Source organism: Micrococcus sp. KRD128, from assembly GCF_017168395.1.
GTDB lineage: Bacteria > Actinomycetota > Actinomycetes > Actinomycetales > Micrococcaceae > Micrococcus > Micrococcus luteus.
Genome location: NZ_JABFAX010000004.1, coordinates 59,268 through 86,258, shown reverse-complemented (window position 1 = coordinate 86,258; position 26,991 = coordinate 59,268). Strand labels below are relative to the sequence as shown.

At 72.7% G+C, this 26,991-nt stretch carries 21 protein-coding genes; 14 read left to right on the top strand and 7 right to left on the bottom strand.

Going from position 1 to position 26,991, the window contains the following annotated elements; all coding sequences use genetic code 11:
- The first annotated feature begins 164 nt into the window (after positions 1-164).
- Together J1M44_RS02055 and J1M44_RS02050 are read left to right on the top strand one after the other, a co-directional pair.
- A complete protein-coding gene (locus J1M44_RS02055; protein WP_144824070.1) occupies positions 165-1,208 on the top strand; it encodes a TerC family protein in 1,044 nt (347 codons plus the stop codon).
- A 245-nt stretch (positions 1,209-1,453) separates the two neighbouring features.
- Positions 1,454-2,713: a TerC family protein gene (locus J1M44_RS02050; RefSeq protein ID WP_002855667.1), complete on the top strand. Its 1,260-nt coding sequence runs from the start codon at positions 1,454-1,456 to the stop codon at positions 2,711-2,713.
- A gap of 53 nt (positions 2,714-2,766) precedes the next feature.
- On the opposite strand, the gene J1M44_RS02045 is transcribed toward J1M44_RS02050, so the two are convergent.
- Positions 2,767-4,233 (bottom strand): alpha/beta fold hydrolase, encoded by a 1,467-nt coding sequence (locus tag J1M44_RS02045; RefSeq protein WP_206480465.1) that lies wholly within the window; start codon positions 4,231-4,233, stop codon positions 2,767-2,769.
- A 32-nt stretch (positions 4,234-4,265) separates the two neighbouring features.
- Entirely contained in the window at positions 4,266-6,899 is a 2,634-nt protein-coding gene (locus J1M44_RS02040) for a DEAD/DEAH box helicase (RefSeq protein ID WP_144824067.1), read from the bottom strand.
- A gap of 42 nt (positions 6,900-6,941) precedes the next feature.
- Between J1M44_RS02040 and J1M44_RS02035 the strand changes: the two genes are divergently transcribed.
- The gene (locus tag J1M44_RS02035) at positions 6,942-7,865 is read left to right on the top strand and encodes a methyltransferase domain-containing protein (RefSeq protein WP_002855662.1); all 924 of its coding nucleotides are present in this window, start codon (positions 6,942-6,944) and stop codon (positions 7,863-7,865) included.
- 30 nt (positions 7,866-7,895) lie between these two features.
- Here J1M44_RS02035 and J1M44_RS02030 read toward each other — a convergent pair whose 3' ends face one another.
- Positions 7,896-8,576 (bottom strand): MBL fold metallo-hydrolase, encoded by a 681-nt coding sequence (locus tag J1M44_RS02030; RefSeq protein WP_002855661.1) that lies wholly within the window; start codon positions 8,574-8,576, stop codon positions 7,896-7,898.
- 114 nt (positions 8,577-8,690) lie between these two features.
- On the opposite strand from J1M44_RS02030, the gene uvrA reads away from it, so the two are divergent.
- The 11 genes from uvrA to secG all read left to right on the top strand — a co-directional run bounded on the left by uvrA (position 8,691) and on the right by secG (position 21,577).
- Entirely contained in the window at positions 8,691-11,675 is a 2,985-nt protein-coding gene (gene uvrA, locus J1M44_RS02025) for an excinuclease ABC subunit UvrA (RefSeq protein ID WP_144824063.1), read from the top strand.
- 40 nt (positions 11,676-11,715) lie between these two features.
- Positions 11,716-12,387, top strand: a complete 672-nt coding sequence (locus J1M44_RS02020; RefSeq protein ID WP_144824061.1) for a lysophospholipid acyltransferase family protein — start codon at positions 11,716-11,718, stop codon at positions 12,385-12,387.
- Complete coding sequence (gene uvrC / locus J1M44_RS02015) at positions 12,380-14,305, top strand: excinuclease ABC subunit UvrC (protein WP_206480464.1); 1,926 nt, start codon at positions 12,380-12,382, stop codon at positions 14,303-14,305. Before J1M44_RS02020 ends, uvrC begins: the two co-directional genes overlap by 8 nt.
- On the top strand, positions 14,302-15,198 hold the full coding sequence (gene rapZ, locus J1M44_RS02010; protein ID WP_206480463.1) for an RNase adapter RapZ: 897 nt from the start codon (positions 14,302-14,304) through the stop codon (positions 15,196-15,198). Before uvrC ends, rapZ begins: the two co-directional genes overlap by 4 nt.
- Positions 15,195-16,241, top strand: a complete 1,047-nt coding sequence (locus J1M44_RS02005; RefSeq protein ID WP_144824056.1) for a gluconeogenesis factor YvcK family protein — start codon at positions 15,195-15,197, stop codon at positions 16,239-16,241. Before rapZ ends, J1M44_RS02005 begins: the two co-directional genes overlap by 4 nt.
- Before the next feature lie 31 nt (positions 16,242-16,272).
- Entirely contained in the window at positions 16,273-17,238 is a 966-nt protein-coding gene (gene whiA, locus J1M44_RS02000) for a DNA-binding protein WhiA (RefSeq protein ID WP_206480462.1), read from the top strand.
- Between the two features lie 149 nt (positions 17,239-17,387).
- Entirely contained in the window at positions 17,388-18,014 is a 627-nt protein-coding gene (locus J1M44_RS01995) for a superoxide dismutase (protein ID WP_010078719.1), read from the top strand.
- 71 nt (positions 18,015-18,085) lie between these two features.
- Positions 18,086-19,096: a type I glyceraldehyde-3-phosphate dehydrogenase gene (gene gap / locus J1M44_RS01990; RefSeq protein ID WP_002855649.1), complete on the top strand. Its 1,011-nt coding sequence runs from the start codon at positions 18,086-18,088 to the stop codon at positions 19,094-19,096.
- Between the two features lie 106 nt (positions 19,097-19,202).
- Positions 19,203-20,450, top strand: coding sequence for a phosphoglycerate kinase (locus J1M44_RS01985; protein ID WP_206480461.1), 1,248 nt, complete (start codon positions 19,203-19,205; stop codon positions 20,448-20,450).
- Between the two features lie 2 nt (positions 20,451-20,452).
- A complete protein-coding gene (gene tpiA, locus J1M44_RS01980) occupies positions 20,453-21,244 on the top strand; it encodes a triose-phosphate isomerase (protein ID WP_145031685.1) in 792 nt (263 codons plus the stop codon).
- Positions 21,245-21,325: 81 nt separating this feature from the next.
- The gene (secG, locus tag J1M44_RS01975) at positions 21,326-21,577 is read left to right on the top strand and encodes a preprotein translocase subunit SecG (protein WP_002855646.1); all 252 of its coding nucleotides are present in this window, start codon (positions 21,326-21,328) and stop codon (positions 21,575-21,577) included.
- A gap of 93 nt (positions 21,578-21,670) precedes the next feature.
- Here secG and J1M44_RS01970 read toward each other — a convergent pair whose 3' ends face one another.
- From J1M44_RS01970 to tal, 4 genes are read right to left on the bottom strand one after another with little or no spacing between them, the layout of a single operon-like run.
- Positions 21,671-22,612: a glucose-6-phosphate dehydrogenase assembly protein OpcA gene (locus tag J1M44_RS01970; protein WP_145031683.1), complete on the bottom strand. Its 942-nt coding sequence runs from the start codon at positions 22,610-22,612 to the stop codon at positions 21,671-21,673.
- A complete protein-coding gene (zwf, locus tag J1M44_RS01965; RefSeq protein ID WP_002855642.1) occupies positions 22,609-24,171 on the bottom strand; it encodes a glucose-6-phosphate dehydrogenase in 1,563 nt (520 codons plus the stop codon). The genes J1M44_RS01970 and zwf overlap by 4 nt, the downstream gene beginning before the upstream one ends.
- A complete protein-coding gene (locus J1M44_RS01960; RefSeq protein ID WP_206480460.1) occupies positions 24,161-25,762 on the bottom strand; it encodes a glucose-6-phosphate isomerase in 1,602 nt (533 codons plus the stop codon). The genes zwf and J1M44_RS01960 overlap by 11 nt, the downstream gene beginning before the upstream one ends.
- A 55-nt stretch (positions 25,763-25,817) precedes the next feature.
- A complete protein-coding gene (gene tal / locus J1M44_RS01955; protein WP_060774941.1) occupies positions 25,818-26,936 on the bottom strand; it encodes a transaldolase in 1,119 nt (372 codons plus the stop codon).
- Between the last annotated feature and the right edge of the window lie 55 nt (positions 26,937-26,991).

Sequence of the window (26,991 nt, the reverse complement as noted above, 5' to 3'; positions counted from 1 at the left end):
TAGCGTGAGTCACGAGCGGGCTTCCTTCCGCGGATGAGTGGATGTCGCAATTCCCATCCTGCGGGGCGGAGCCCGCTCGTCTCATCTCAGCCCGTGCCTCGTGTCAAGAACCTCATGACCCACAACATCTAGACTGGCGCGGCCCTCACGAAAGGAACCCCTCCATGGACGTGCTCAGTCCCGTCTTCGAGACCACGACCCTTGTGGTCCTCGGCGTCATCCTCCTGCTCGACCTGCTGTACGTCGCGCGCCGCCCCCACGAGCCCTCCATGAGGGAGGCCGGCCTGTGGATCGGGTTCTACGTGGCGCTGGCGCTGGTCTTCGCGGGGCTGCTCTTCGCCCTGGGCGATGCGCAGCACGGCACCGAGTTCCTGGCCGGCTGGGTCACCGAGTACAGCCTCAGCGTGGACAACCTGTTCGTGTTCCTCATCATCATGGCCAAGTTCCAGGTGCCCCGCCGCTACCAGCAGGAGGTGCTGATGGTGGGCATCATCATCGCGCTGATCGCCCGCGCGGTGTTCATCGCGGTCGGCGCCGTCGCCATCGAGCACCTGACGTGGGTGTTCTACATCTTCGGCGCCTTCCTGCTCTGGACCGCCTGGCAGCAGCTCAAGGACGACGGCGAGGACGAGGAGTCCGAGCCGGGCGTCGTGGCCCGCCTGACCCGTCGCCTCAACGTGGCGCCGGACTACGACGGCAACCGACTGCGCACCACCGTGGACGGCCGGCGCATGTTCACCCCCATGGTGGTCGTGTTCATCACGATCGGCCTGACGGACGTGATGTTCGCGGTGGACTCCATCCCGGCGATCTTCGGCCTCACCCAGAACTGGTTCATCGTCCTGACCGCCAACATCTTCGCCCTCATGGGCCTGCGCCAGCTCTACTTCCTGCTGGGTGGGCTCATGGACCGTCTCGTGTTCCTCAAGCACGGGCTCGCGTTCATCCTCGCCTTCATCGGCGTCAAGCTCGTCTTCCACGCCCTGCACGAGAACGAGCTGCCCTTCATCAACGGCGGTCACCCGGTGACGGCCGTCCCGGAGATCTCCACGTTCGTCTCCCTCGGCGTCATCGTCGGCACCCTGGTGCTGGCCACCGTGGCGTCGCTGGTCTGGGGCCGCACCGAGCGGGCGTCCGACTCCCCGCTCACCGGCCAGGTCCAGCGCATGGACGACTACGCCGATCGGGCCCGCCGCGACGACCGCTGACCCGCCGCCCGCGCCAGCCTGCCCGACGACGCCCCGTTCCGCCCGCCGCGGAGCGGGGCGTCGTCGTGCGACGGGGTAGACTGACCGGCGACGTAGGGGAGTATCCCGAACACTGTGGACGTCAGCACGCCGCGGCCGCCGGGAGCGCGCCGCCGGCCGGACACAGGGGCCTGCACCGGAGAACCCACGGTGGGGCGGAGAGACTTGCGGCGCAGAACCGACCCCTGACGCCGAAAGGTGACCCTGTGGAAATCAATGGACTCACGTGGGGCTTGACGATCGCCCTGATCGTCGGACTCCTCGCATTCGACTACTTCGCCCACGTGCGCAAGGCGCACACGCCGACCATCAAGGAGGCCGCGGTCTGGTCGGGCGTCTACGTCGGCCTCGCGCTCGTCTTCGGCCTCGTGTTCTTCGCCTTCGGCGACACGCAGCACGCCGTGGAGTACTACACCGGCTACCTGCTGGAGAAGGCGCTCAGCGTCGACAACCTGTTCGTGTTCCTCGTGATCATGGCCAGCTTCCGGGTGCCGCGCGAGTACCAGCAGAAGGTGCTCCTGTTCGGCATCACCTTCGCGCTGATCTCGCGCACCCTGTTCATCCTGCTCGGCGCCGCCGTCATCGCCGCGTGGTCGGACGTGTTCTACCTCTTCGGCCTGTTCCTGCTGATCATCGCCGGCGGCCAGCTCAAGGGCGAGATGTCCGGCGACGCCGAGGGCGCCCAGGACGAGGCGGACAACGTGATGGTCCGCCTCGTCAAGCGGTTCCTGCCCGCCTCCGACCAGTTCGACGGCGAACGCCTCTTCACGACGGTGGACGGCAAGCGCCTCATGACGCCGATGCTGCTCGTGATGATCGCGATCGGCGCCACGGACATCCTCTTCGCCTTCGACTCCATCCCCGCGATCTTCGGCGTGACCCAGGAGGCGTACATCGTCTTCACCGCCACGGCCTTCTCCCTGATGGGCCTGCGCCAGCTGTACTTCCTGATCGACGGCCTGCTCGACCGCCTCGTCTACCTGGCCTACGGGCTCTCCGCGCTGCTGGCGTTCATCGGCGTCAAGCTCATCCTGCACGCGCTGCACGAGAACAACCTGCCGTTCATCAACGGCGGCGAGAACGTGCCGGTGGCGGAGATCCCCACGAACCTCTCGCTCGTCGTCGTGGTGGTCATCCTGGCCATCACCGTGCTCGTGTCCCTGTACTCGCCCAAGGGCCAGGCCCTGCGGGCGCTGCAGAACGCCGAGAAGTACTCGTACCGGTACTCGAAGCTGGCCGAGGACGCCGACCCGGCCGAGCGCGAGCGCGCCGCCGCCCTGATGGACCGCTGGACGGCCCGGGCCGAGGCCCTGGACCAGCGCTGGCGCGACCAGCTGCTCGAGCACAAGGACGCGTGGTCGGCGATCATCCGCACGGCCCACGAGACCCGGTTCGCGGATCCCCGTGACGACGACGCGCGCGGGGTCTCCGAGCAGATCGTGCGGCAGGACGGGCCCACCGTCTGAGCCGATCACGGCGCCGGGGGAGCACTCCGCCGGCGCCCGGGCCCCCGAGCCGGTCAGTCGACCGGGTCGGGGGCCGTCGTCGTCCCGGCGCCGTCCGGCGTGGTCATCGCCAGGAGCCGGTCGAGGATCGCCGGCCCGTCGTCGGCGATGCCGTCGTGGTGGAAGGCGCCGGTCTCCCACACCCGCAGGCCGCGGACGCGCCGCGCGGTCTCGATCGAGAGGTCCCGGTCCACGTACACGTCGTCCGCGTAGACGGCGGCGGCCACGGGGACGGTGTTCTGCGCCAGGGAGGCCACGTCGTAGAGCGGGCCCCACTGCGTGCGCTCGGCGAGCAGCCGCGCCGTGCCGGCCAGGGGCCGCAGCCGGGGGTCGACCTCGACGGACCAGGGCATGACGTGCTCGCCCGTGGGCAGCGGGACCGCGGTCACCTCCGGGTCGAAGTCCGGGTGCTCGGCGAGCATCCGGGACGCCGACCAGCCGGTGTCCGCCCGGCCGTCGGCCAGGTCCGCCGGCTGCGCGTAGATCGCCTCGTGCAGCACGGTGTAGAGCGGGTTGACGAGGCGGTCGTCCTGGTCGGCGACGGCGGCCAGGAACGTCTCGGACAGGCGCGGCGCGGGGCCGGTGCGGTCCACGGCCTCGGCGAGGACCCAGTGCAGGCGGTCCACGCGGGTGTTGCCGCCCAGCAGCATGCCCAGGGCCTGGGCCCGTCCCACGGTGAGCGGCCCGCCGCCGGGCAGGGGGACCGGGGCGCCCGCGGCCTCGGCGGCGCGGATCAGTCCCACGGCCTCCGACCACGCGTCGCGGTCGGCCGGGTGCCGGTCGAAGAACTCCTCGGCGCGGGCGCGCATCCGGGCGTAGGTGGCCCGGTAGACCCGGTCGGCGTGGCCGGTGAGCGGAGCGAGGCCGCCGGTCACCAGGCTGCGCTGCAGGCCCTCCGGGTGGAAGGAGAGGTAGCTCAGCGTGCAGAACCCGCCGAAGCTCTGGCCCAGCGTGGTCCACGGTCCGGCGCCGAGGGCGAGGCGCAGCATCTCGGCGTCCCGCACGATCGAGGGTGCCCGCAGGTGCACCAGGTGCTCGGCGCGGGCCTCGTCCGTGGCGAAGGCGCCCGGGGCGGTCAGGGTCGCCACGGTGGCCGGGGTCGAGCGCCCCGTGCCGCGCTGGTCCAGCAGCAGCACGCGGTGGCTCTGGGCCAACGCCCCGAGCCAGCCGCTCAGGCGCGCCGGGCGAGGCCCGGCACTGCCGGGGCCGCCCTGGAGGTACAGGGCCCAGGGACGCTCGCCCCCGGGGTCGTCCTTCGCCCGGATCTCGCGGGCGAAGACGGTCAGCGTGCCGCGGCCGTGCGGCCCGACGCCGGTGCCCGCCGCATCCTGCGCCTCGGCCTCGGCGAGGCCCAGCGCGTGGTCGATCGGCACCGTGAACCAGTGGTCCACCGTGACGGTACCGTCGTAGAGCTCGGTGCGCTCGCCCACGCGGTGGCGGGCCGGTTCGAGCGGGGCGAAGCCGCGCGGGTCGCCCGCCACGGGCCGTCCTGCCGCCCGGGCGTCCCCGGCGCTCACAGGCCCCACCCGGACTCGGGCGCGCCCACGGAGACCACCCGGATCACGGGGTGGCCCGCCTCGTCGGAGGCGTCCAGGTCGACCACGGCGTTGATCCCGTGGTCCAGGTCCCCGTCCGGGTCCTTCAGGACCTGCCGCACCGCCCACCAGCGCGGGCCGGCCAGCTCCAGCGGGGCGGCGACGTCGGGGGCCGCGGCCACGCGGAACAGCTCGGGGCCACGCGCGGCGGGGCCGTCGTCGATGTCCTCGTGGTCGTCGAAGTAGGCGTCGAGGGCGTCGGCCCAGTCGTCGGCGGACAGGTCGCCGGACAGGCGCGCGAGCGCCTCGTCCCGCTCGTCGCCGAACATGCGCACCCGCTGGAACATCGCGTTGCGGACCATCACCCGGAACACGGGCTCGTTGTCCGTCAGGCGAGGCGGCGCCGGCGGCTCGAGCGCCTCCATGTCCCGGCGCAGCTCGTCGATGTCCCCGGCCACCAGGTCCTCCCACTCCTCCAGGAGGGACGAGTCGGTCTGCTTCACCATCTCGTCGAGCCAGTCCAGCAGCACCTGGAGCTCCTCGGTGCGGGCCGCCTCGGGCACCGTGTGGCGCAGCGCCTTGACCGCGTCCGTGAGGTAGCGCAGCAGCACGCCCTCGGACCGGGCGATCCCGTAGAACCGCACGTAGTCGCCGAAGCCCATGGCCCGCTCGAACATGTCGCGCACCACGGACTTGGGGGTCAGCTCGAACTCGGCGAGCCACGGAGCGTCCTGCCGGTAGAGCTCGAACTGCTGCTCGAGGAGCTCGGCCAGCGGCCGCGGGTGGGTGATCTCGTCGAGGGCCCGCATGCGGTCGTTGTAGTCCATGCCCTCGGCCTTCATGGCGGCCACGGCCTCGCCCTTGGCGTGCTTGACCTGGGCCGAGAGCACCTGGCGCGGCGGGTCGAGGGTCGCCTCGATCACGGAGACGACGTCGAGCGCGTGGTCGGGATCGGCCGGGTCCAGCAGGTCGAGCGCGGCGAGGGCGAAGGGGGAGAGCGGCTGGTTGAGCGCGAAGTCCGGCTGCAGGTCCACCGTGAGGTCCACGGTGCGGCCCTCGGCGTCCGGCTCGGGCAGACGCTCGACGACGCCCGTGGCCAGCAGCTCCCGGAAGATCCCGAGCGCGCGGCGCATGAGCACCGCCTGGCGGGCCGGGGTCTCGTGGGTGCCGCGCAGCAGGCGCCGGACGGCGATCACCGGGTCGCCGGGCCGGTCGAGGATGTTCAGCAGCATGGAGTGCGTGATCCGCATGCGGGAGACCAGCGGCTCCGGCTCGGCCGAGACGAGGCGCTCGAACGTCGCCGGCCCCCACGAGACGAAGCCGGCGGGCGGGGTCTTGCGCTTGCCGGACTTCACGGACTGCTTCATGCGCTTGGCCCGCTCGGCCTCGTCCTTGACGTTCGCGAACTTCGCCGCGGCCTTGCGCTCGGCCGCCTTGTTCTCGATCACGTGCTCGGGGGCCTGGACCACCACGGTGCCGGAGGTGTCGAAGCCGGCCCGGCCCGCCCGGCCGGCGATCTGGTGGAACTCGCGGGCCTGGAGCAGGCGGGTCTTCTCGCCGTCGAACTTGGACAGCGCGGTGAGCAGCACGGTGCGGATCGGCACGTTGATCCCGACGCCGAGCGTGTCCGTGCCGCAGATGACCTTGAGCAGCCCGTCCTGGGCCAGCTTCTCCACGAGGCGGCGGTACTTGGGCAGCATGCCCGCGTGGTGCACGCCGATGCCCGCGCGGACGAGGCGGTTCAGGGTGTGCCCGAAGCCCGCGGAGAAGCGGAAGCCGGCGATCCGCGCGGCGATCGCCTCCTTCTCCTCCTTGGACGTCACCGAGATCGAGGACAGCCCCTGGGCCGTCTCCACGGCGTCCAGCTGCGAGAAGTGCACGATGTACACCGGTGCCTGGTGGGTGCTCACGAGCTCCTCGACCTTCTCCTGCAGCGGCACCTCGGACCACTCGAACGTCAGCGGGATCGGCCGCTCCGCGTGGGCGACGACGGCGACCTCGCGCCCGGTGCGCTCGATCAGGTCCGCCTCGAGGCGGGTCGTGTCGCCGAGGGTGGCCGACATCAGCAGGAACCGGGCCTGCGGCAGCTCGAGGAGGGGGACCTGCCAGGCCCAGCCACGGGAGGGGTCCGCGTAGTAGTGGAACTCGTCCATCACCACGGTGTCGATCTCCATGCCCGAGCCCTCGCGCAGCGCGCGGTTGGCCAGGATCTCGGCGGTGCAGCAGATGATCGGGGCGTCACCGTTGACGGTGGAGTCACCCGTGACCATGCCCACATTCTCCGCGCCGAACACGTCCACCAGCGCGAAGAACTTCTCCGAGACGAGCGCCTTGATCGGCGCCGTGTAGTAGGAGACGGCGTCGTGGGCGAGTGCGTCGGCGTGTGCAGCCAGCGCCACCAGGGACTTGCCGGAGCCGGTGGGCGTCGCCAGGATCACGTGCCGGCCCTGGACCAGCTCGAGGGCGGCCTCCTCCTGGGCGGGGTAGAGCGTGATGCCGCGGTCCTCGGTCCAGGCCGCGAAGGCCCCGAAGACGTCGTCGGCGTCCGGGGTCGGCGGGAGCGCGTCGATGCGGTCGGTCAGCGAGGGCGGGTTCGTGGCGGGAGAAGTCATCGCTCCCAGCGTATCGGCCGCTCCGCGCGATACGGTGCCGCCATGAGTCAGATCGCGCCTGAGAGCCCGCACCCGGACACCGACGCCGTCGTCGGGGACGTGACCGGACGACAGGGCGGGGGGTTCACCTGGGATCCCGCGCAGTACGAGGGCTTCGCCGAGCATCGCGCCCGCCCCTTCCACGACCTGGTGGGGCGCGTGCGCGCCGAGGCGCCGCGCGTCGTGGTGGATCTGGGCTGCGGCCCGGGGACCCTGACCCGGACGCTGGCCGAGCGCTGGCCGGACGCCGAGGTGATCGGTCTGGACGACTCGCCCGCGATGCTCGAGCGGGCCCGGGAGCAGGCGGCCCGCACGGGCGCCCCCGCCAACCTGCGCTTCGAGGCGGTCGACGCCTCGCAGTGGCGCCCGTCGCGGGCGACGGACGTCGTGGTGTCCAACGCGATGCTCCAGTGGATCCCGACGCACCGTCGCCTGATCCGGCGCTGGCTCGGGGACCTCACGCCGGGGGCCTGGTTCGCGGCGCAGATCCCGCGGCCCTACGAGCAGCCCTCCCACGCGGCGATCGTGGCGCTGGCCGAGGACCCGGCCTTCTCCGAGCCGCTGCACGGCGTGGCGACGACCCGCACCGTGGCGCCGCCCGAGGAGTACACACGGCTGTTCCTCGAGGCGGGGTGGTCCCCGGTCGTCTGGGAGACGGAGTACCAGCAGGTCCTGACGGGCGAGGACCCGGTGTTCCGGTGGACCTCCGGCGCGGCCCTGCGACCGAGCCTGCAGGCCCTGGCCCGCTGGGACGCCGAGGAGGGCTCCGCCGAGGGCGCCGGGCTGCTCGAGGCGTTCGTGGACCGGTACCGCGCCGCCATGCGCGAGGCGTACCCGCCTGTGCCCGGCGTCACAGCCGACGACGGCGGCCCGGTCACGATCTTCCCGGCCCGGCGCCTGTTCATGGTGGGGCAGAAGCCGGCCTGACGCCGGGCCCGGGGCCGCCCGGGCGGGCCGTCACCAGCCGCGCTCGGCCCACTCCGGCAGGTGGGGGCGCTCGGCGCCCAGGGTCGTGGAGGCGCCGTGGCCGGGGTGGACCACCACGTCGTCGTCGAACGCGTCGAAGATCCGTTCCGTGACGTCCGTGAACAGCTGACGGAACCGGCCGTCGTCGCCCTCGGTGTTGCCCACCCCGCCCGGGAAGAGGGAGTCGCCGGTGAAGAGCACGGCCGGCTCGTCCGCCTCGGGGCGGCACACCAGCGCGATCGACCCGGGCGTGTGGCCGCGCAGGGCCACCACCTCGAGCCGGAGCCCGTCCGCCCCCACGATGTCCCCGTGGCGCAGGCGCACGTCGGGGGCGACCCCCGTGTCCTCGGCGATCGCGTCGGCGTCGTCCTCGCCGGCCGCGGTGCGGGCCCCGGTCAGGGACGCCAGCGCCGGCAGCGCCCGCACGTGGTCCCAGTGTCGGTGCGTGGTGACGATCATCTCGAGGCGCGGCTCGCACGGGGTGTCGCCCGCGGCCGAGGCGATGAGGTCGCGGATGGCCTCGGCCTCGGCGGCGGCGTCGATCAGCACCTGCGCCCCCGTGGTCTTGGAGGTGAGCAGGTACACGTTGTTGTCCATCTCCGACACGGAGCAGGTGCGCACCGTGACGGCGGGCAGATCGTGCAGGAGGCGGTTCCGGGCGGTCTCGGGCATGCGCAACAGTGTACGGACGGGTCGGCGACGCGCCAGGGCGGGCCGGGCCGGCGGTCGGTTCGCCCACAGGCGAGACCCCGGTGTCGTGTCCGCGCCCGCCCCTATGCTGGCCGCGTGCCCAAGAACTCCTCCACCACCGTCTCCTCCGCCGTCGAGACCCATGCCGGCGGCCTCGCCTCCGGCCCCGGCGGCGCGCGCTCGGGCGAGCGGGACCGCATCGTCGTCCAGGGCGCCCGCGAGCACAACCTGAAGGACGTGGACGTCAGCTTCCCGCGGGACGCCATGGTCGTGTTCACGGGTCTGTCCGGCTCGGGCAAGTCCTCCCTGGCCTTCGACACGATCTTCGCCGAGGGCCAGCGGCGCTACGTCGAGTCGCTCTCCTCCTACGCCCGCATGTTCCTGGGCCGGGTGGACAAGCCGGACGTGGACTTCATCGAGGGCCTGTCCCCGGCCGTGTCCATCGACCAGAAGTCCACCAACCGCAACCCGCGCTCCACGGTGGGGACCATCACGGAGATCTACGACTACATGCGCCTGCTCTGGGCGCGCGTCGGGGTGCCGCACTGCCCGCAGTGCGGAGAGCCGGTGAGCCGGCAGACCCCGCAGCAGATCGTGGACCAGCTCGAGGAGCTGCCCGAGCGCACCCGCTTCCAGGTGCTCGCACCCGTCGTCCGCGGCCGCAAGGGCGAGTTCGTGGACCTGTTCAGGGACCTGTCCACGCAGGGCTTCGCCCGCGCCGTCGTGGACGGGGAGACCGTCCAGCTCTCGGACCCGCCCGTGCTGAAGAAGCAGGTCAAGCACACCATCGCCGTCGTCGTGGACCGCCTCGCCATGAAGGAGGGCATCCGCCAGCGCCTCACCGACTCGGTGGAGACCGCCCTGAAGCTGGCGGACGGCCTCGTCGTCGCCGAGTTCGTGGACGTGGAGCCGGTCGCCGAGAAGGCCAAGAAGAACACCGCGGAGTTCGGCGGGCGGGACGCCGAGGGCAACCCCCGGTACCGCTCGTTCTCCGAGAAGCTCTCCTGCCCCAACGGGCACGAGCAGACCGTGGACGAGATCGAGCCGCGCTCGTTCTCCTTCAACAACCCGTTCGGCGCGTGCCCCGAGTGCACCGGCATCGGCTCCCGCCTGCAGGTGGACCCGGACCTCGTCGTCGCCAACGACGAGCTGTCCCTGCGCGAGGGCGCCGTCGTGCCGTGGTCGCTGGGCAAGTCCACCTCGGACTACTGGCTGCGCGTGCTCGGCGGGCTGGGCAAGGAGGTGGGCTTCTCCCTGGACACCCCGTGGAAGGACCTGACGGAGGCGGAGCGCGACGCCGTCCTGAACGGCAAGGACTTCAAGGTGGAGGTGACGTTCCGCAACCGGTTCGGCCGCGAGCGCCGCTACACCACGGGCTTCGAGGGCGTCATCCCCTACGTGATGCGCAAGCACGGGGAGACCGAGTCGGACGGCGCCCGCGAGCGCTACGAGTCGTTCATGCGGGAGATCCCGTGCCCGGCGTGCCACGGGGCTCGCCTCAACCCCACGGTCCTGAACGTGCTCGTGGGCGGCCTGTCCATCGCGGACGCCACCCGCCTGCCCATGCGGGAGGCCATGGGGTTCTTCTCGGGGCTGCGGCTGACGGACCGGGAGCGGCAGATCGCGGACCAGGTGCTCAAGGAGATCCTGGCCCGGCTGGCGTTCCTGCTGGACGTCGGCCTCGAGTACCTCAACCTGGAGCGGCCGGCCGGCACCCTCTCCGGAGGCGAGGCCCAGCGCATCCGCCTGGCCACGCAGATCGGCTCCGGGCTGGTCGGTGTCCTCTACGTGCTCGACGAGCCGTCCATCGGCCTGCACCAGCGGGACAACCGCCGCCTCATCGAGACCCTCCTGCGCCTGCGGGACCTCGGCAACACCCTCATCGTCGTCGAGCACGACGAGGACACGATCGCCGAGGCGGACTGGATCGTGGACATCGGTCCCCGCGCGGGCGAGCACGGCGGCGAGGTCGTGCACTCGGGCTCCCTGGCGGATCTCAAGGCGAACACGCGGTCCGTCACCGGCGACTACCTCTCCGGCCGCCGCTCCATCGCGGTGCCGGAGCGGCGTCGCGTCCCGGAGAAGGGGCGCATGCTGACGGTCCGCGGCGCTCAGGAGAACAACCTGAAGGACGTCTCGGTGGAGGTCCCGCTCGGGGTCCTCACGGCCGTGACGGGCGTGTCCGGCTCCGGCAAGTCCACGCTGATCAACGAGATCCTCTACAAGGTCCTGGCCAACCGGCTCAACGGCGCCAAGCTCGTGCCCGGCCGGCACCGGTCCGTGGAGGGGCTCGAGCACCTGGACAAGGTGGTGCACGTGGACCAGAGCCCCATCGGGCGCACGCCGCGCTCCAACCCCGCCACCTACACGGGCGTGTTCGACGCGATCCGCAAGCTCTTCGCGGAGACCCCCGAGGCGAAGGTCCGGGGCTACCAGCAGGGCCGGTTCTCCTTCAACATCAAGGGCGGGCGGTGCGAGGCGTGCGCGGGCGACGGCACGCTGAAGATCGAGATGAACTTCCTGCCGGACGTCTACGTGCCGTGCGAGGTGTGCCACGGGGCCCGGTACAACCGGGAGACGCTCGAGGTCACCTACAAGGGCAAGAACATCGCCGAGGTCCTCGACATGCCGATCGAGGAGGCCGCGGACTTCTTCAGCGCGTACACCCGCATCTCGCGATACCTGGACACGCTCGTCGACGTCGGCCTGGGCTACGTCCGCCTGGGCCAGCCCGCCACCACGCTCTCGGGCGGCGAGGCCCAGCGCGTGAAGCTGGCGGCCGAGCTCCAGAAGCGCTCCAACGGCCGCACCATCTATGTGCTGGACGAGCCGACCACGGGGCTGCACTTCGACGACATCCGCAAGCTCCTGCACGTGCTCCAGTCCCTCGTGGACAAGGGCAACACGGTGCTCACCATCGAGCACAACCTCGACGTGATCAAGAGCGCGGACCACGTGATCGACCTCGGTCCCGAGGGCGGCTCCGGGGGCGGCACGATCGTGGCCACGGGCACGCCGGAGGAGGTCGCACGCGTCGCGGAGAGCCACACGGGCCGGTTCCTCGCGGAACTGCTCGCGTAGCATGGACCCCGCCCACGCAGGACGAGGACGAAGGAGTGCCATGGCGACGTCGGAGCCCGTGCGCAGGAGCGCCGCCGCGCTGCTGCGGCTCACCTGCCGCCCCGAGGTCGTCGGCATGGAGCATGTCCCCGCGCGGGGCCCCTTCGTCATGGCCTCCAACCACCTGTCCTTCTTCGACTCGGTGATCCTCCAGGCCCTCGCCCCCCGCCCGGTCCACTTCTTCGCCAAGGAGGAGTACTTCACGGGCACGGGCCTGCGGGGCCGGGCCCGGCGGCGGTTCTTCGAGTCCGTGGGCTCCGTGCCCGTCCGCCGGGACGAGCAGGCCGCCTCCGTGGCCGCGCTCGAGTCCCTCGTGGGCCTGCTCGAGTCCGGCCAGGGCGTCGGCATCTACCCGGAGGGCACCCGCAGCCGTGACGGCCGCCTCTACCGCGGCCGCACCGGTGCGGCCTGGCTGGCCCTGGCCACCGGCGCCCCCGTGGTGCCCGTGGGCCTCGTGGGCACGCAGCACCTCCAGCCGCCGGACACCAACGGCTTCCGTCCCCACCGGTTCTCCGTGCGCGTGGGCGCCCCCCTGGACTTCGGCCACCCCGGGCGTCGTCACACCCTGCCGCAGCGCCGCGACGCGACGGCGGCGATCATGGACGCCATCGGCGCGCTCTCGGGGCAGGAGCGCGTGGACGCGTACAACGCCACCCCGGGTGCCCGTGGCTGATCCGGCCTCCTACCGCCCGGCTCCGGGCGAGATCTCCACGTCCCCCGGCGTCTACCGCTTCCGCGACGCGGACGGACGCGTCGTCTACGTCGGCAAGGCGAAGAACCTGCGCGCGCGCCTGAACTCCTACTTCCAGGACCCGGCTCGGCTGGCCACCAAGACCCGGACCATGGTGTTCACGGCGGCCGCGGTCGAGTGGACCGTCGTCGGCTCCGAGCTGGAGGCCCTCCAGCTCGAGTACACCTGGATCAAGGAGTATCGCCCCCGGTTCAACATCATGTACCGGGACGACAAGTCGTACCCGTACCTGGCCGTGACCATGAACGAGCAGTTCCCGCGGGTCCAGGTGATGCGCGGCGACCGGAAGCCCGGCGTGAAGTACTTCGGCCCGTTCCACCCGGCCAAGGCGATCCGCGAGACCGTGGACCTGATGCTGCGCGTCTTCCCGGTCCGCACGTGCTCGGCGGGCGTGTTCAAGCGGGCCCGCGCCCAGGACCGCCCGTGCCTGCTCGGCTACATCGGCAAGTGCTCGGCGCCCTGCGTGGGCCGGATCAGCCCGGCGGACCATCGCGCGCTGGCCCAGGACTTCTGCGACTTCATGGCCGGGGACGCGAACCGGTTCATCGGCGAGCTGGAGAAGGCCATGGCCCGCGCCGTCGAGGAGCTGCGCTACGAGGACGCGGCACGGCTGCGGGACGACATCGCCGCGCTGCGCCGCGTGTTCGAGCGCAACGCCGTGGTGCTGCCGGAGAACACGGAGACGGACATCTTCGCCCTGCACGCGGACGAGCTGGAGGTCGCGGTGCAGGTGTTCCACGTCCGGCAGGGACGCATCCGCGGCCAACGCGGCTGGGTCATGGAGCGCGTGGAGGAAGTCGCCGAGCCGGAGATGGTCGCGCACCTGCTCCAGCAGGTCTACGGCGACCTCGAGGGGTCGGAGCGCATCCCGCACGAGATCCTCGTCCCGGTCGAGCCCGACGACGCCGCACAGCTCACCGAGTGGCTCTCGGGCCTGCGCGGATCCCGGGTCGCCGTGCGCGTGCCCCGGCGGGGCTCGAAGGCGGACCTCATGGAGACCGTCCGGGAGAACGCGGAGATGGCCCTCAAGCTGCACAAGTCGCGGCGGTCCGGGGACCTCACCACCCGCTCCGCCGCCCTGCGGGAGCTGCAGGAGGCCCTGGAGATCACCGAGCCCCTGCTGCGCATCGAGTGCTACGACATCTCCCACTCCCAGGGCACCAACGTGGTCGGCTCGATGGTCGTCATGGAGGACGGGCTGCCGAAGAAGAAGGACTACCGCCGCTTCAACGTCACGGGGGAGGCCGCCCGGGACGACACGGCGTCCCTGCGCGACGTCCTGCGGCGTCGTTTCGCCCGGCTGGCCAAGGAGCGCGCGGAGGGCGCCCCGCTCTCCGGTCAGGTCGAGGGGGACGATCAGGAGTCGGGGCGCCGCTTCGCATACCCGCCCTCGCTCGTGGTGGTCGACGGCGGCCCGCCCCAGGTGGCCGCGGCCGCGGCGGTCCTCGAGGAGCTCGGCCTGGACGACCTGCCCGTGGTCGGGCTGGCCAAGCGGCTCGAGGAGGTGTGGCTGCCGGGCGACGAGTTCCCGGTGGTCCTGCCGCGCACCTCGGAGGGCCTGTACCTGCTCCAGCGCATCCGCGACGAGTCGCACCGGTTCGCGATCGCCGGCCACCGCAGCCGGCGGTCCAAGGCGATGACCGTCTCCGCCCTGGACGGGATCCCGGGTCTGGGCCCGGCCAAGCGCACCGCGCTGCTGAACCACTTCGGCTCCGTCGCCGAGATCCGGGCCGCCGGCGTGGACCGGCTGACCGAGGTCGCCGGCATCGGGCCGCAGCTGGCCGAGGCCGTCCACACGGCGCTCACGGCCGACACGCCCGCGGATACAGTGGAGCCATGACCGAGGAGACCCTCCAGCCGGAGAAGCCGCCGACGTCGGAGGTGCTCGTGATCGCCGGCATGTCCGGCGCCGGACGGACCACCGCCGCGCACGCGCTCGAGGACCACGGCTGGGACGTGGTGGAGAACATGCCGCCGGCCCTGTTCGGCACGCTGGCCGAGCTCATCGCCCGCTCGCCGGAGGCGTTCCCGCGCCTGGCGATCGTGGTGGACGTGCGCTCGCGCTCCTACTTCGAGGAGCTGCACGCCGCCCTGCAGCACCTGGCCAACAGCGGGGTGGAGTACCGCACGGTGTTCCTCGATGCGGACGATCACGTGCTCCTCCGGCGCTTCGAGGCCGGCCGCCGCCCCCACCCGATGCAGGGCAACGCCCGGCTGCTGGACGGCATCCGCGCGGAGCGGGACGTCGTCGAGCCGCTCAAGGCGCGTGCCGACGTCGTGGTGGACACCACCGAGCTGAACGTGCACGGCCTGGCCACGGAGATCACCGAGCTGTTCACGGAGTCCGGCCCCGTCACGCTGCGCCTGACCATCATGAGCTTCGGGTTCAAGTACGGCGTCCCGGCGGACGCGAACTTCGTGGCGGACATGCGCTTCATCCCCAACCCCCACTGGGTGCCGGCGCTGCGCCCGCACACGGGCACGGAGGCCGCGGTCGCGGACTACGTGCTCTCCCGCCCCGGTGTGGAGGACTTCCTGCGCACGTACGTCGCCATGCTGGGGCCGGTGTTCGAGGGCTACCGGCGAGAGAACAAGCACTACGCCACGCTCGCCATCGGCTGCACGGGCGGCAAGCACCGCTCCGTGGCCGTCGCCGAGGAGCTCGCCCGGCGCCTGGCCCAGGTGCCCCACGTCACGGTGCACGTCCAGCACCGGGACATGGGGCGCGAATGACGTCCCCGCTCACCGGCCAACTGCCCCTGCCGCCCGGGATGGGCTCGGAAGGGCGCGGCGTGGGCGCCGGCATGTCCCGCCCCACGACCCGGGTCACCGCCCTCGGCGGCGGCCACGGCCTCTCCGCGTGCCTCGCGGCCCTGCGGCACGTGGCCGGGCACCTCACGGCCGTCGTCACGGTGGCGGACGACGGCGGCTCCTCCGGCACCATCCGCCGGGAGATGGCGGTGCTGCCGCCCGGCGACCTCCGCATGGCGCTGGCCGCCCTGTGCGACGACACCGACTGGGGTCGGACCTGGGCCCACGTCATGCAGCACCGCTTCCGCTCCACCGAGGTGCCCGCCGAGCAGGCCACCCTGGACAACCACGCGCTCGGGAACCTCCTGATCGTCGCCCTGTGGGAGCTGCTGGGCGACCCGGTGGACGGGCTGCGCTGGGCCGGCGCCCTGCTGCGGGCGCACGGCGAGGTCCTGCCGGTCTCGCGGGTGCCGCTGACCATCGGCGGGGACGTGCTCAGCGCCGGTCCGGACGGCCGGCTGCGCACCCGATGCGTGGAGGGCCAGGTGGCCCTCGCGGTCGCCGCGTTCGAGGGGCGCGTCACCGACGTCCGCCTGAGCCCGTCCGACGCCCCCGCCACCCCGGAGGCGCTCTCGGCGATCGAGCTGGCCGACTGGGTGGTGCTCGGACCCGGCTCGCTGTACACGTCGGTGCTGCCGCACCTGTTGATGCCGGAGGTGCGCTCGGCGCTCGCCGCCACCACCGCCCGGCGCCTCATGGTGCTGAACCTGCGCACGGGCGACCAGGAGACCACCGGCCTCGCCCACGCCGACCACCTCAAGGTGCTGCGCTCGTATGCGCCGGACCTCCGGCTGGACGTGGTGATCGCCGACGTGGACGCGGTCACCGACCGGGCGGCGGTGGAGGCCGAGGCGGCCCGCATGGGCGCGCGCGTGGCGTTCAGTAGAGTGAGCAGTGCCCAGGATCCCCAGGTCCACGACCCGCTGCGCCTGGCCGTCGCGATCGACGAGGCGATGACCCACTGACGCGCGCACCTCGCCGAGAAGGAGCACGAGCATGGCGCTGACCATGACCCTCAAGGAGGAGCTGGCCCGTGTGCCGGTCGCCGCGACCCCGGAGCGGCGGGCGGAGACGGCGGCGATGCTGCGGTTCGCCGGGGGCCTGCACCTCGTGGCCGGACGCGTCGTCGTCGAGGCCGAGCTGGACCACGGCGCCAGCGCGCGCCGCCTGCGCGCCGCCATCACCGAGCTGTACGGCCTGGCCCCGGAGATCGTGGTGGTCTCCGGCGGCAACCTGCGCCGGGGTCAGCGGTACGTGCTCCGGGTGGTGCGCGGGGGAGAGGACCTCGCCCGGCAGACCGGGCTCATCGACCAGCGGGGGCGGCCCGTGCGTGGCCTCGCGCCGGTCCTCGTCAGCGGGACGACGGCGGCCACCGCCGCCGTGTGGCGCGGGGCCCTGCTGGCCCACGGCTCCCTCACCGAACCCGGCCGTTCGGCGGCCCTCGAGGTGACCACGCCGGGCCCGGAGGCCGCCCTCGCCCTGGTGGGGGCCGCGCGTCGGCTCCACGTGGCGGCCAAGGCCCGCGAGGTGCGTCAGTCGGACCGCGTCGTGGTCCGCGACGGCGAGGCGATCGCCACGCTGCTGTCCGCCGTCGGCGCGGAGCAGACCGCGACCCTCTGGCGCGAGCGGCGCGAGCGCAAGGAGGTCCGGGCCACCGCCAACCGCCTGGCGAACTTCGACGACGCCAACCTGCGCCGCTCCGCCCAGGCCGCCGTCATGGCCGGGGCGAAGGTGGAGCGGGCCCTCGAGATCCTCGGCGACGAGGTGCCCGACCACCTCCGCTACGCGGGTCGGCTGCGCCTCGAGCACAAGCAGGCCTCCCTCGACGAGCTCGGCCGCCTCGCGGACCCGCCGATGACCAAGGACGCCGTCGCCGGGCGCATCCGCCGGCTGCTGGCCATGGCGGACAAGCGGGCCGCCGAGCGGGGCATCCCCGGGACGGACGCGGCCTCCGAGGGCTGAGCGCGGGATCACGGGCGACGGGATCTGGCCCCGTCGCTCCGCGCCCGATCACAATGGGGACGTACGGAATACGCCGCCGAGACGCGGGGTTGCCCGAGGTGGAGGCCGCGGGTGTCCTGCCCGCAGCCTCGCCCGATCAAGGAGGAAGCATGACCGAATACACCCTTCCGGAGCTGGACTACGACTACGCCGCGCTGGAGCCGCACATCTCGGCCCGCATCATGGAGCTGCACCACTCCAAGCACCACGCCACGTACGTCAAGGGCGCGAACACCGCCCTGGAGAAGCTGGCCGCCGCGCGTGAGGCCGGCGACTTCGGCTCCGTGAACCAGCTGTCGAAGGACCTCGCCTTCAACCTGGGCGGCCACACGAACCACTCGATCTTCTGGAAGAACCTCTCGCCGGAGGGCGGCGACAAGCCGACCGGCGAGCTGGCCGCCGCCATCGACGAGTACTTCGGCTCGTTCGACAAGTTCCAGGCCCACTTCACCGCCGCCGCCCTCGGCATCCAGGGCTCCGGCTGGGCCGTGCTGGCCTACGAGCCCATCGGCGGCAACCTGGTGATCGAGCAGTTCTACGACCAGCAGAACGGCGTGCCGGTCGCCACCATCCCGCTGTTCCAGCTGGACATGTGGGAGCACGCCTTCTACCTCGACTACCAGAACGTCAAGGCGGACTACGTCAAGGCGATCTGGAACATCGTGAACTGGGCCGACGTGCAGGCCCGCTTCGAGGCCGCCCGCGCCGGCGCCTCCGGCCTGATCCTCCCGGCCTGATCCACACCCCGCACCGCCCCACACCCACCGCCACGGGCACCACGCAACGAGAACCGACGAGAGGGACCACCATGACCAAGATCGCCATCAACGGCTACGGCCGCATCGGACGCAACATCGTGCGCGTGCTCAAGGACCGCGGCCACGAGAACCTCGAGCTGGTCGCGGTGAACGACCTCGCCGACCCCGAGGACCTGTTCTGGCTGACCAAGTACGACACCATCCTGGGCCGCTACCCGGGCGAGCTGGAGCGGACCGAGAAGGGGTTCCGCATCGACGGCCGCGACGTCGCGTTCTTCCAGGAGGCCGACCCGACGAAGCTGCCGTGGGGCGAGCTCGGCGTGGACCTGGTCATCGAGTGCACCGGCATCTTCACGACCGGCCCGAAGGCGCGGGCCCACCTCGACGCCGGGGCCAAGAAGGTCCTCATCTCCGCTCCCGCCAAGGAGGTCGACGGCACCTTCGTGATGGGCGTGAACGAGCACACCTACGACGCGGAGACGATGCACATCGTCTCGAACGCCTCGTGCACCACCAACTGCCTGGCCCCGATGGCGAAGGTCCTCAACGACGAGTTCGGCATCGTGGACGGCATCATGACCACGATCCACGCGTACACCAGCGACCAGAACCTGCACGACAACGTGCACAAGAAGGACCGCCGTCGGGCGCGCGCCGCCGCCCAGAACATGGTGCCCACCTCCACGGGCGCGGCGAAGGCCATCGGCGAGGTCATCCCCGAGCTGAAGGGCAAGCTCGACGGCTTCGCCATGCGGGTGCCGACCATCACCGGCTCGGCCACCGACCTGACCGTGGAGCTGACCCGCCACGTGGAGGTCGAGGAGATCAACGCGGCGTTCAAGAAGGCCGCGGAGTCCGGTCCGCTGCAGGGCCGCCTGGTCTACTCGGAGGACCCGATCGTGTCCTCGGACATCATCACCTCCCCGGCGGCGTGCACCTTCGACGCCCCGCTGACCAAGTCCATCGGCCAGACCGTGAAGATCATCGGCTGGTACGACAACGAGTACGGCTACACCTCCCAGCTCATGGACTTCGCGGACCTCATCGGCTCGAAGCTCTGAGCCCCACGGCGCCCGACGGCCCGGGCCGACGGTTCCCCCGTCGGCCCGGGCCGTCCGCCTAGACTGCACCGTGAACCGACCCCGCTCCGGCACCCCAGGAGGCATCATGCCCGCATCGACCCTCAACGATCTGCTCGAGGCCGGCGTCGCCGGCCGCACCGTGCTCATCCGGTCCGACCTGAACGTCCCGCTGGACGGGGACACCGTCACCGACGACGGCCGCATCCGCGCCTCGCTGCCCGCGATCCGGGACCTGGCCGAGGCCGGCGCCCGCGTGATCGTCATGGCCCACCTGGGCCGCCCCAAGGGTGAGCCGGACCCCGCGTACTCCCTCCGCCCCGTCGCCGCGCGCATGGCCGAGCTGCTGGGCACCGACGTCGCCCTGGCCGCGGACGTGACCGGGGACGACGCACGCGCCCAGGCCGCCGCCCTGCAGGACGGCCAGGTGCTGCTGCTGGAGAACGTGCGCTTCGACGCCCGCGAGACCTCCAAGGACGATGCCGAGCGCGCCGCACTCGCCGGCGAGATGGCGGCCCTGGCCGGCGAGGACGGCGCCTACGTGGGCGACGCCTTCGGCGCGGTCCACCGCAAGCACGCCTCCGTGTTCGACGTCGCGGCGCAGCTGCCGGCCTACCAGGGTCCGCTGGTCGCCGCCGAGCTCGAGGTGCTCACCCGCCTGACCGAGTCCCCGGAGCGGCCCTACGTCGTCGTGGTGGGCGGGTCGAAGGTCTCGGACAAGCTGGCCGTGATCGACAACCTGCTGGACAAGGCCGACACGCTGCTGATCGGCGGCGGCATGCTCTTCACCTTCCTCAAGGCGCAGGGCCACGAGGTGGGCGCCTCCCTGCTCGAGGAGGACCAGCTCGACACCGTCCGCGAGTACCTGCGCCGCTCCGAGGCCGGGGCCGCCCGCATCGTGCTCCCCACGGACATCGTGATGGCCTCCGGCTTCGCGGCCGACGCCGAGCACGAGGTCCTGGCTGTGGACGCCCTCACCTCAGGCGCGCACGGCGCGTCGGCCATGGGCTTGGACATCGGCCCCGAGACGGCCCGGGCGTTCGCGGAGCAGATCCGCGGCGCCCAGACCGTGTTCTGGAACGGCCCCATGGGCGTGTTCGAGTTCCCGGCCTTCGCGGAGGGCACCCGGGCGGTGGCCCAGGCCCTCACCGAGGCCTCCGCGGCCGGCGGCCTGTCGGTGGTCGGCGGCGGCGACTCCGCGGCGGCCGTGCGCACGCTCGGCTTCGCCGACGACGCGTTCGGCCACATCTCCACCGGTGGCGGCGCCTCCCTCGAATACCTCGAGGGCAAGGAGCTCCCGGGCGTCACCGCCCTGGCCGGCGAGGGGCGGGCGTGAGCATGGCGGAGCAGACCACGCGCGTGCCGCTGATCGCGGGCAACTGGAAGATGAACCTGGACCACCTCGAGGCCGTCACCCTGGTGCAGCGCCTCACGTGGCTCCTCACGGACGCAGACCATGACCAGGAGGCCGTGGAGGTCGCGGTGTTCCCGCCCTTCACGGACCTGCGGTCCGTGCAGACGCTCGTCACCGGCGACCGCCTGGACCTCGCCTACGGCGCGCAGGACCTCTCGCCTGAGGACGCCGGCGCCTACACGGGCGACGTCTCCGGCGCGTTCCTGGCGGCGCTGGGGTGCCGTTACGCGATCGTGGGCCACTCCGAGCGCCGCACCCTCCACGGGGAGGACGACGCCCTCGTCGCGCGCAAGGCCGCCGCGGCCCTGCGCCACGGCCTCACCCCGGTGATCTGCGTGGGCGAGGGCCAGGAGGTGCGCCAGGCCGGCCGGCACGTCGAGCACACGCTCGCCCAGCTGGAGGGCTCCATCGCGGGCCTGTCGGCGCAGGACGTGGCCGGCGTCGTCGTCGCCTACGAGCCCGTGTGGGCGATCGGCACGGGCGAGGTCGCCGGCCCTGAGGACGCGCAGCAGATGGGCGCGGCCCTGCGCGCCCGCGTGGCCGCACTGCACGGCGACGACGTCGCCGCCGGGCTGCGGATCCTCTACGGCGGCTCCGTGAAGTCCTCCAGCGCGCCGGCCCTGCTGGCGCAGCCGGACGTGGACGGCGCCCTCGTGGGCGGCGCCAGCCTCGACGCGGACGAGTTTGCTAAGATCGTCCGGTTCGACCAGGCCTGATCCGTCCGGCCCGACCGACCGCATTCTCCGTGACGGCCCCGGCACGCGCCGGGGCCGCACCTCGACCCGAGGAGCCCTCCCGTGGACGTCCTGACCCTGGCCCTGCAGATCCTCGTGGCCGTGCTCAGCGTGGTCATCGTGCTGCTCATCCTGCTGCACAAGGGCCGCGGCGGCGGCGTCTCGGACATGTTCGGCGGTGGCGTGACCACCTCGATGAGCTCCTCGGGCTCCGCCCAGCGCCTGCTCACCCGCCTGACCGTCGGCTCCGTGGTCGCCTGGGGTGTCGTCATCGCGCTGCTCGGCGTCCTGCCGCGTCTGACCCTGGAGTCCTGAGGCCGCCCCGCCGGGCCCCGACGCGAACGCCCCGTACGGATGATCCGTGCGGGGCGTTCGCGCGTCCCGGGCCGCTGCGGCGCCGGGCGCCCCTCAGCGCTCGGAGGCCTGCACGGGGGAGAGGTCCGTGCGCGGCAGGCCCCGGTGGAGCACGGCGCCGAAGACCTCGTCCGGGTCCAGCCGCCGCAGCTCCTCCGCCAGGCAATCCTGGTTCGTCCGGCGCGGCAGGGAGATGCGCTGCACCGGCCGACCCTGCTGATAGAGCCGGGCCACCTGCGAGTGCGAGCGGGAGAGCACCACGTCCCCGTCCGTGCACCGCAGGCGCACCGCACGGATCCCGTGGCCGGCCTTCGAGTGCGCGATCGTCACGGGCACCTTCAGGGCCAGGGTGAGCCACGCCGCCAGCAGCATGGTGCTGGGGGAGTCCGGCGCCCCGTCCACCGTCACCGAGCGCAGGGTGGCCACGTCGAGCGTGTCGAAGATGCCGGCCACCTGGATCCGCCACAGCGTCAGGCGCGTCCAGGCCAGATCGGTGTCCCCCTCATGGTGGCCCGCGCGCAGAGCCCACAGGGCGGGCTCGGCCATGGACGCCGAGGCCGTGTCCGTGATCCGGCGGTGGGCCAGGCGACCGAGCGGCGTCGCCGAGGGGACCTCGGGCGGCACCCCGGGCCACCACGCGACGATGGGCGCATCGGGCAGGAGCAGACCGGAGACCAGTGACTCGTCGGCGTGGGCGTTCTCCCCGGCGCACCACAGCACCACGACGTCGGAGGCGCCGGCGTCGCCGCCGACCCGGATCTCGGCGTCCAGGCGGGTGGGGGCCGCGGGGTCGCCCAGGGCCAGGACGATGATGCGGCACGGATGCTCCAGGGAGGCCGCATTGGCGGCCTGGACGGCGGACTCGATGCCGGCGTCGTCCGTGCTGATCACGAGGGTGAGGACGCGGCCGAGGGTCACGACCCCGCTCTTCTCGCGCAGCTGCGTGATGCGCTTGGCCACCTGGGAGGTGGTGGTGTCCTGCATGCGGATCTTCACGGGCGCCTCCAGCTTCGTCCGTCGCGGGCCATGAGGGCGTCGGCCGAGGGCGGGCCCCACGTGCCCGGGGCGTAGGGCTCGGGCTGGGTGCCCAGGCTCGCCCAGTGCTCCTCGAACGGGTCCACGATCCGCCAGGACAGCTCCACCTCGGCCTGACGCGGGAACAGCGGCGGCTCCCCGAGGAGCACGTCGAGGATGAGCCGTTCGTACGCCTCGGGGGAGTCCTCGGTGAAGGCGTGACCGTAGCCGAAGTCCATCGTGACGTCGCGGATCTCGGCCTGCGTGCCGGGCACCTTGGACGCGAAGCGGATGGTGACGCCCTCGTCCGGCTGCACCCGGATGACGATGACGTTCTGCCCGAACTCGTCCCCGTCGTGGACGGGGAACAGCAGGTGCGGGGGCTTCTTGAAGACGACGGCGATCTCGGTCACCCGCCGACCGAGGCGCTTGCCGGCCCGCAGGTAGAACGGGACGCCCTGCCAGCGGCGCGTGCGGATGCCCACCTTGAGCGCGGCGTACGTCTCCGTGACGGACGCCGGGTTGAAGCCCTCCTCGTCGAGGAAGCCTGTGACCCGCTCGCCGCCCTGCCAGCCGGAGGTGTACTGGCCGCGGGCGGAGGCCGCCGCGAGTCCCTCGGGCGTGTCCGGGACGGTCACGGCCTCGAGGACCTTCTCCTTCTCCGCGCGCAGGTGGTCCGCGTCGAACGAGATCGGCTCCTCCATCGCGGTGAACGCGAGCAGCTGCAGGAGGTGGTTCTGGATGACGTCGCGGGCCGCGCCCACGCCGTCGTAGTAGCTCGCCCGTCCGCCGATGCCGATGTCCTCGGCCATCGTGATCTGGACGTGGTCCACGTGCTCCGCGTTCCAGAGCGGCTCGAACATCCGGTTGGCGAACCGGAACGCGAGGATGTTCTGCACCGTCTCCTTGCCGAGGTAGTGGTCGATGCGGAACACCGCGTCCGAGGGGAAGACGCGCTCGATCACGGCGTTGAGCTCCTGCGCGCTGGCCAGGTCGTGGCCGAAGGGCTTCTCGATGACCACGCGGCGCCACGGGCCCTCGGCCGGCTGGGACCGGTCGGCCAGGCCCTGGTCGGCCAGGTGGCGGGAGACGGCCTCGAACCAGTCCGGCGGGATGGAGAGGTAGAACGCGGTGTTCCCGCGCGTGCCGCGTGAGGTCTCGAGCTCGGCGAGCACCTCGTCGAGACGGACGTAGGCCGCCTCGTCGTCGAACGCGCCGGAGACGAAGCGCAGGCCGCCCCGGAACTGGTCCCACACGGTCTCGTCGAACGTGGTCCGGGAGGAGGCCTCCACGGCGGCGCGCACGTAGTCGGCGAACTCTTCGTCGGACCAGTCGCGGCGGCCGAAGCCGACGAGGGAGAACGCCGGCGGCAGCAGGCCGCGCTGGGCCAGGTCGTACATGGCAGGCAGGAGCTTCTTCTTCGCCAGGTCGCCCGTCACGCCGAACAGCACGAGAGCCGACGGACCCGCGATGCGGGTCAGGCGCCGGTCACGGGGGTCACGCAGCGGGTTGCGGGGGACGGTCCGGGACTCACCGGCCACGGACGGCGCTCCTCAGGGCCTCGATGCCCGCGTCGCGGCGGCGCAGGTGCAGGGTGACCACGGGGCGGCCGAGATCGCCCAGCACCCGGGCGTCGCCCGCGGCCTGCGCGGCGATGAGCCTGCCCAGGGAGAACGGGCGGCCGGGCACCTCGAGGTCCAGGCCGGCGTCGCCGGTGATCTGCAGGAACACGCCGACGGCCGGGCCGCCCTTGTGGAACTGTCCCGTGGAGTGCAGGAACCGCGGCCCCCAGCCGAACGTGACCGGGCGGCCGACCAGGTCCGCCAGGTCCGCGCGCAGCACCTCGACCTCGGCGTCGTCATGACGGGAGAGGTAGGCGTGGACCGCCAGGTAGCCGTCCTCGGGCACCAGCGCCGCCGTGGCGCGCAGTACGCCGGCCAGGTCCGGGGCAGAGGTCACGGACGCCGGGCCGGAGACCTCGACGCCCTCCACCTCACCGTCGGCCGTCCGCTCGGCGGCGGGGCTGTCCAGCAGGGTGCGTGCGGCGGCCTTGGCGGCCTCCACGTCCGGCTGGTCGAAGGGGTTGATCCCGAGCAGGCGGCCGGCCACCGCGGTGGCCACCTCCCACAGCAGCAGCTGGGCGCCGAGCGAGCCGGCGACCTGCACGCCGTGGCCCGGGGCCGCGACGTCGTCCTCGCCGACGAGCTGCACCTGCAGCAGGTCGGGGGCGTCCCACGCGGTCTCGGGGTCGCCGGGGGCGACGACGACGGGCAGCAGCCCGGTGCCGTCCTTGCCCGTGGACTCGGCGATCAGCTGCTCGATCCAGGCCGGCAGTCCGGCGACGCCGGACCCGTGGTCGGCGAAGACGAGCTTGTCGCGCAGCGGCTGCGTGCCGCCCAGGGCCGCGCCGAGCTGCAGGCCCGGGTTGTCCTCGTCATCGGCCGTCAGCAGGTCGAGCACGGCCTCCGCGTCGTCCAGCAGGGCCGCGACGTCCACGCCGGCCAGGCCGGTGGGGACCAGACCGAACGCGGTGAGGGCCGAGAAGCGCCCGCCCACGGTCGGGTCCGCGGTGAAGACGGCGCGCCAGCCGGCGGACTCGCACGCGGCGTGCAGCGGTGAGCCCGGGTCCGTGACGGCGACCAGGCGGGTGCGGGGGTCGATCCCCGCGTCGCGGAACGCGGCCTCGACGACGCGGCGCTGCGAGTCGGTCTCCACGGTGGAGCCGGACTTGGAGGAGACCACCAGCACGGTCCGCTCGAGGTCGCGCTCGAGGGCACGGGAGACCTGCAGCGGGTCCGTGGAGTCCAGGACCTCGAGCTCGACGCCGGCCGTCGCCGCGATCACCTCGGGGGCCAGGGACGAACCCCCCATGCCCGCCAGGACCACGCGGTCCACGCCCTCGGCGCGCAGCTCCCGGGTCAGCTGGGCGATGTGCGGGACGAGGGCGCGGGAGTCCTCGAACAGGTCGATCCACCCGAGCCGCTTGGCGGCCTCGTCGCGGGCAAGCGCCCCCCACAGGTCGGCGTCCTGCGCCCCGAGGCGGGAGGCGACGCGGTCCTGGAGGAGGGCGGGCAGATGGCGGTCGATCGCCTCGAGGGCGGCTCCGGTGGCGGTGAGGCCGAGGGTGCTCATGGGGGGTCCTTCCGTGCGCGTGGCGAGCGGGCGGCGGTGTCGGGGGCGGGTGCGGTCAGCGGTGGGCGTCGAGCCCGGAGCGGACCGAGCCGAGCAGCTCGTCCCACGCGGCCTCGAACTTCTCCAGGCCCTCAGTCTCCAGCACGTCCACGACGTCCTGGTAGGACACGCCTGCCGCACCGACCGCGTCGAGCAGGGCGTCGGCGTCGGCATAGGCGCCCGTGACGGTGTCCGCCGTGATCACCCCGTGATCGGCGACCGCCTCGAGGGTCTTCTCCGGCAGGGTGGTCACGGTGTGCGGTGCCACGAGCTCGGTGACGTACAGCGTGTCCGGCAGGGCGGGGTCCTTGACGCCGGTGGAGGCCCACAGGGGCCGCTGCACGGGGGCGCCGGCCGCCTCGAGCAGGCGCCAGCGCTCCGAGTCCAGGGCCTGCTCGAAGGCGCGGTAGGCCAGGCGCGCGTTGGCGACGGCGGCCCGGCCGGTCAGCGCCTCGGCCTCGGGGGTGCCGATCGCGCGCAGCCGCGCGTCGACCTCCGTGTCCACACGGGAGACGAAGAAGGAGGCCACCGAGTGGAGGCGGCGGACGTCGTGCCCGTTCGCCCGGGCCTTCTCCAGGCCGGTGAGCCAGGCGTTGAGCACCCGGCGGTAGCGGGGCAGCGAGAAGATCAGGGTCACGTTCACGCTGATGCCCTCGCCGAGCACGTCCGCGATGGCGGACAGGCCCTCCACGGTCGCGGGGATCTTCACCATGAGGTTGGGACGGTCGACGGCCGCCGCCAGCTCACGGGCCTGGGCCACGGTGCCGGCGGCGTCGCGGGCCAGGCGCGGATCGACCTCGAGGGAGACGAACCCGTCCGCCCCGCCGGTGCGCTCGTGGACGGGCGCGAGCACGTCGGCGGCGCGGCGCACGTCCTCGGTCGTCAGGGCGACGACGGCCTCGTCCACCGAGGCGCCGGCCGCGGCGAGTTCGCGCAGCTGTCCCTGGTAGGCGCCCGCGTCCGCGAGGGCGACGGCGAAGATGGACGGGTTCGTGGTGACGCCGGTGACCGAGCGGGTGGCGATCAGCTCTTCGAGCGTGCCCTCGTCCAGCCGCGTGCGGGAGAGGTCGTCGAGCCAGATCGACACACCGGCCTGGGCCAGCGCGGCGGTGTTGGGGTTCTGCGGGGTGCTCATGGTCTGCGGGTGCCTTCCCTTCGGGGGTGGACGTGCTCGGGGCGCCGTGGGCGCC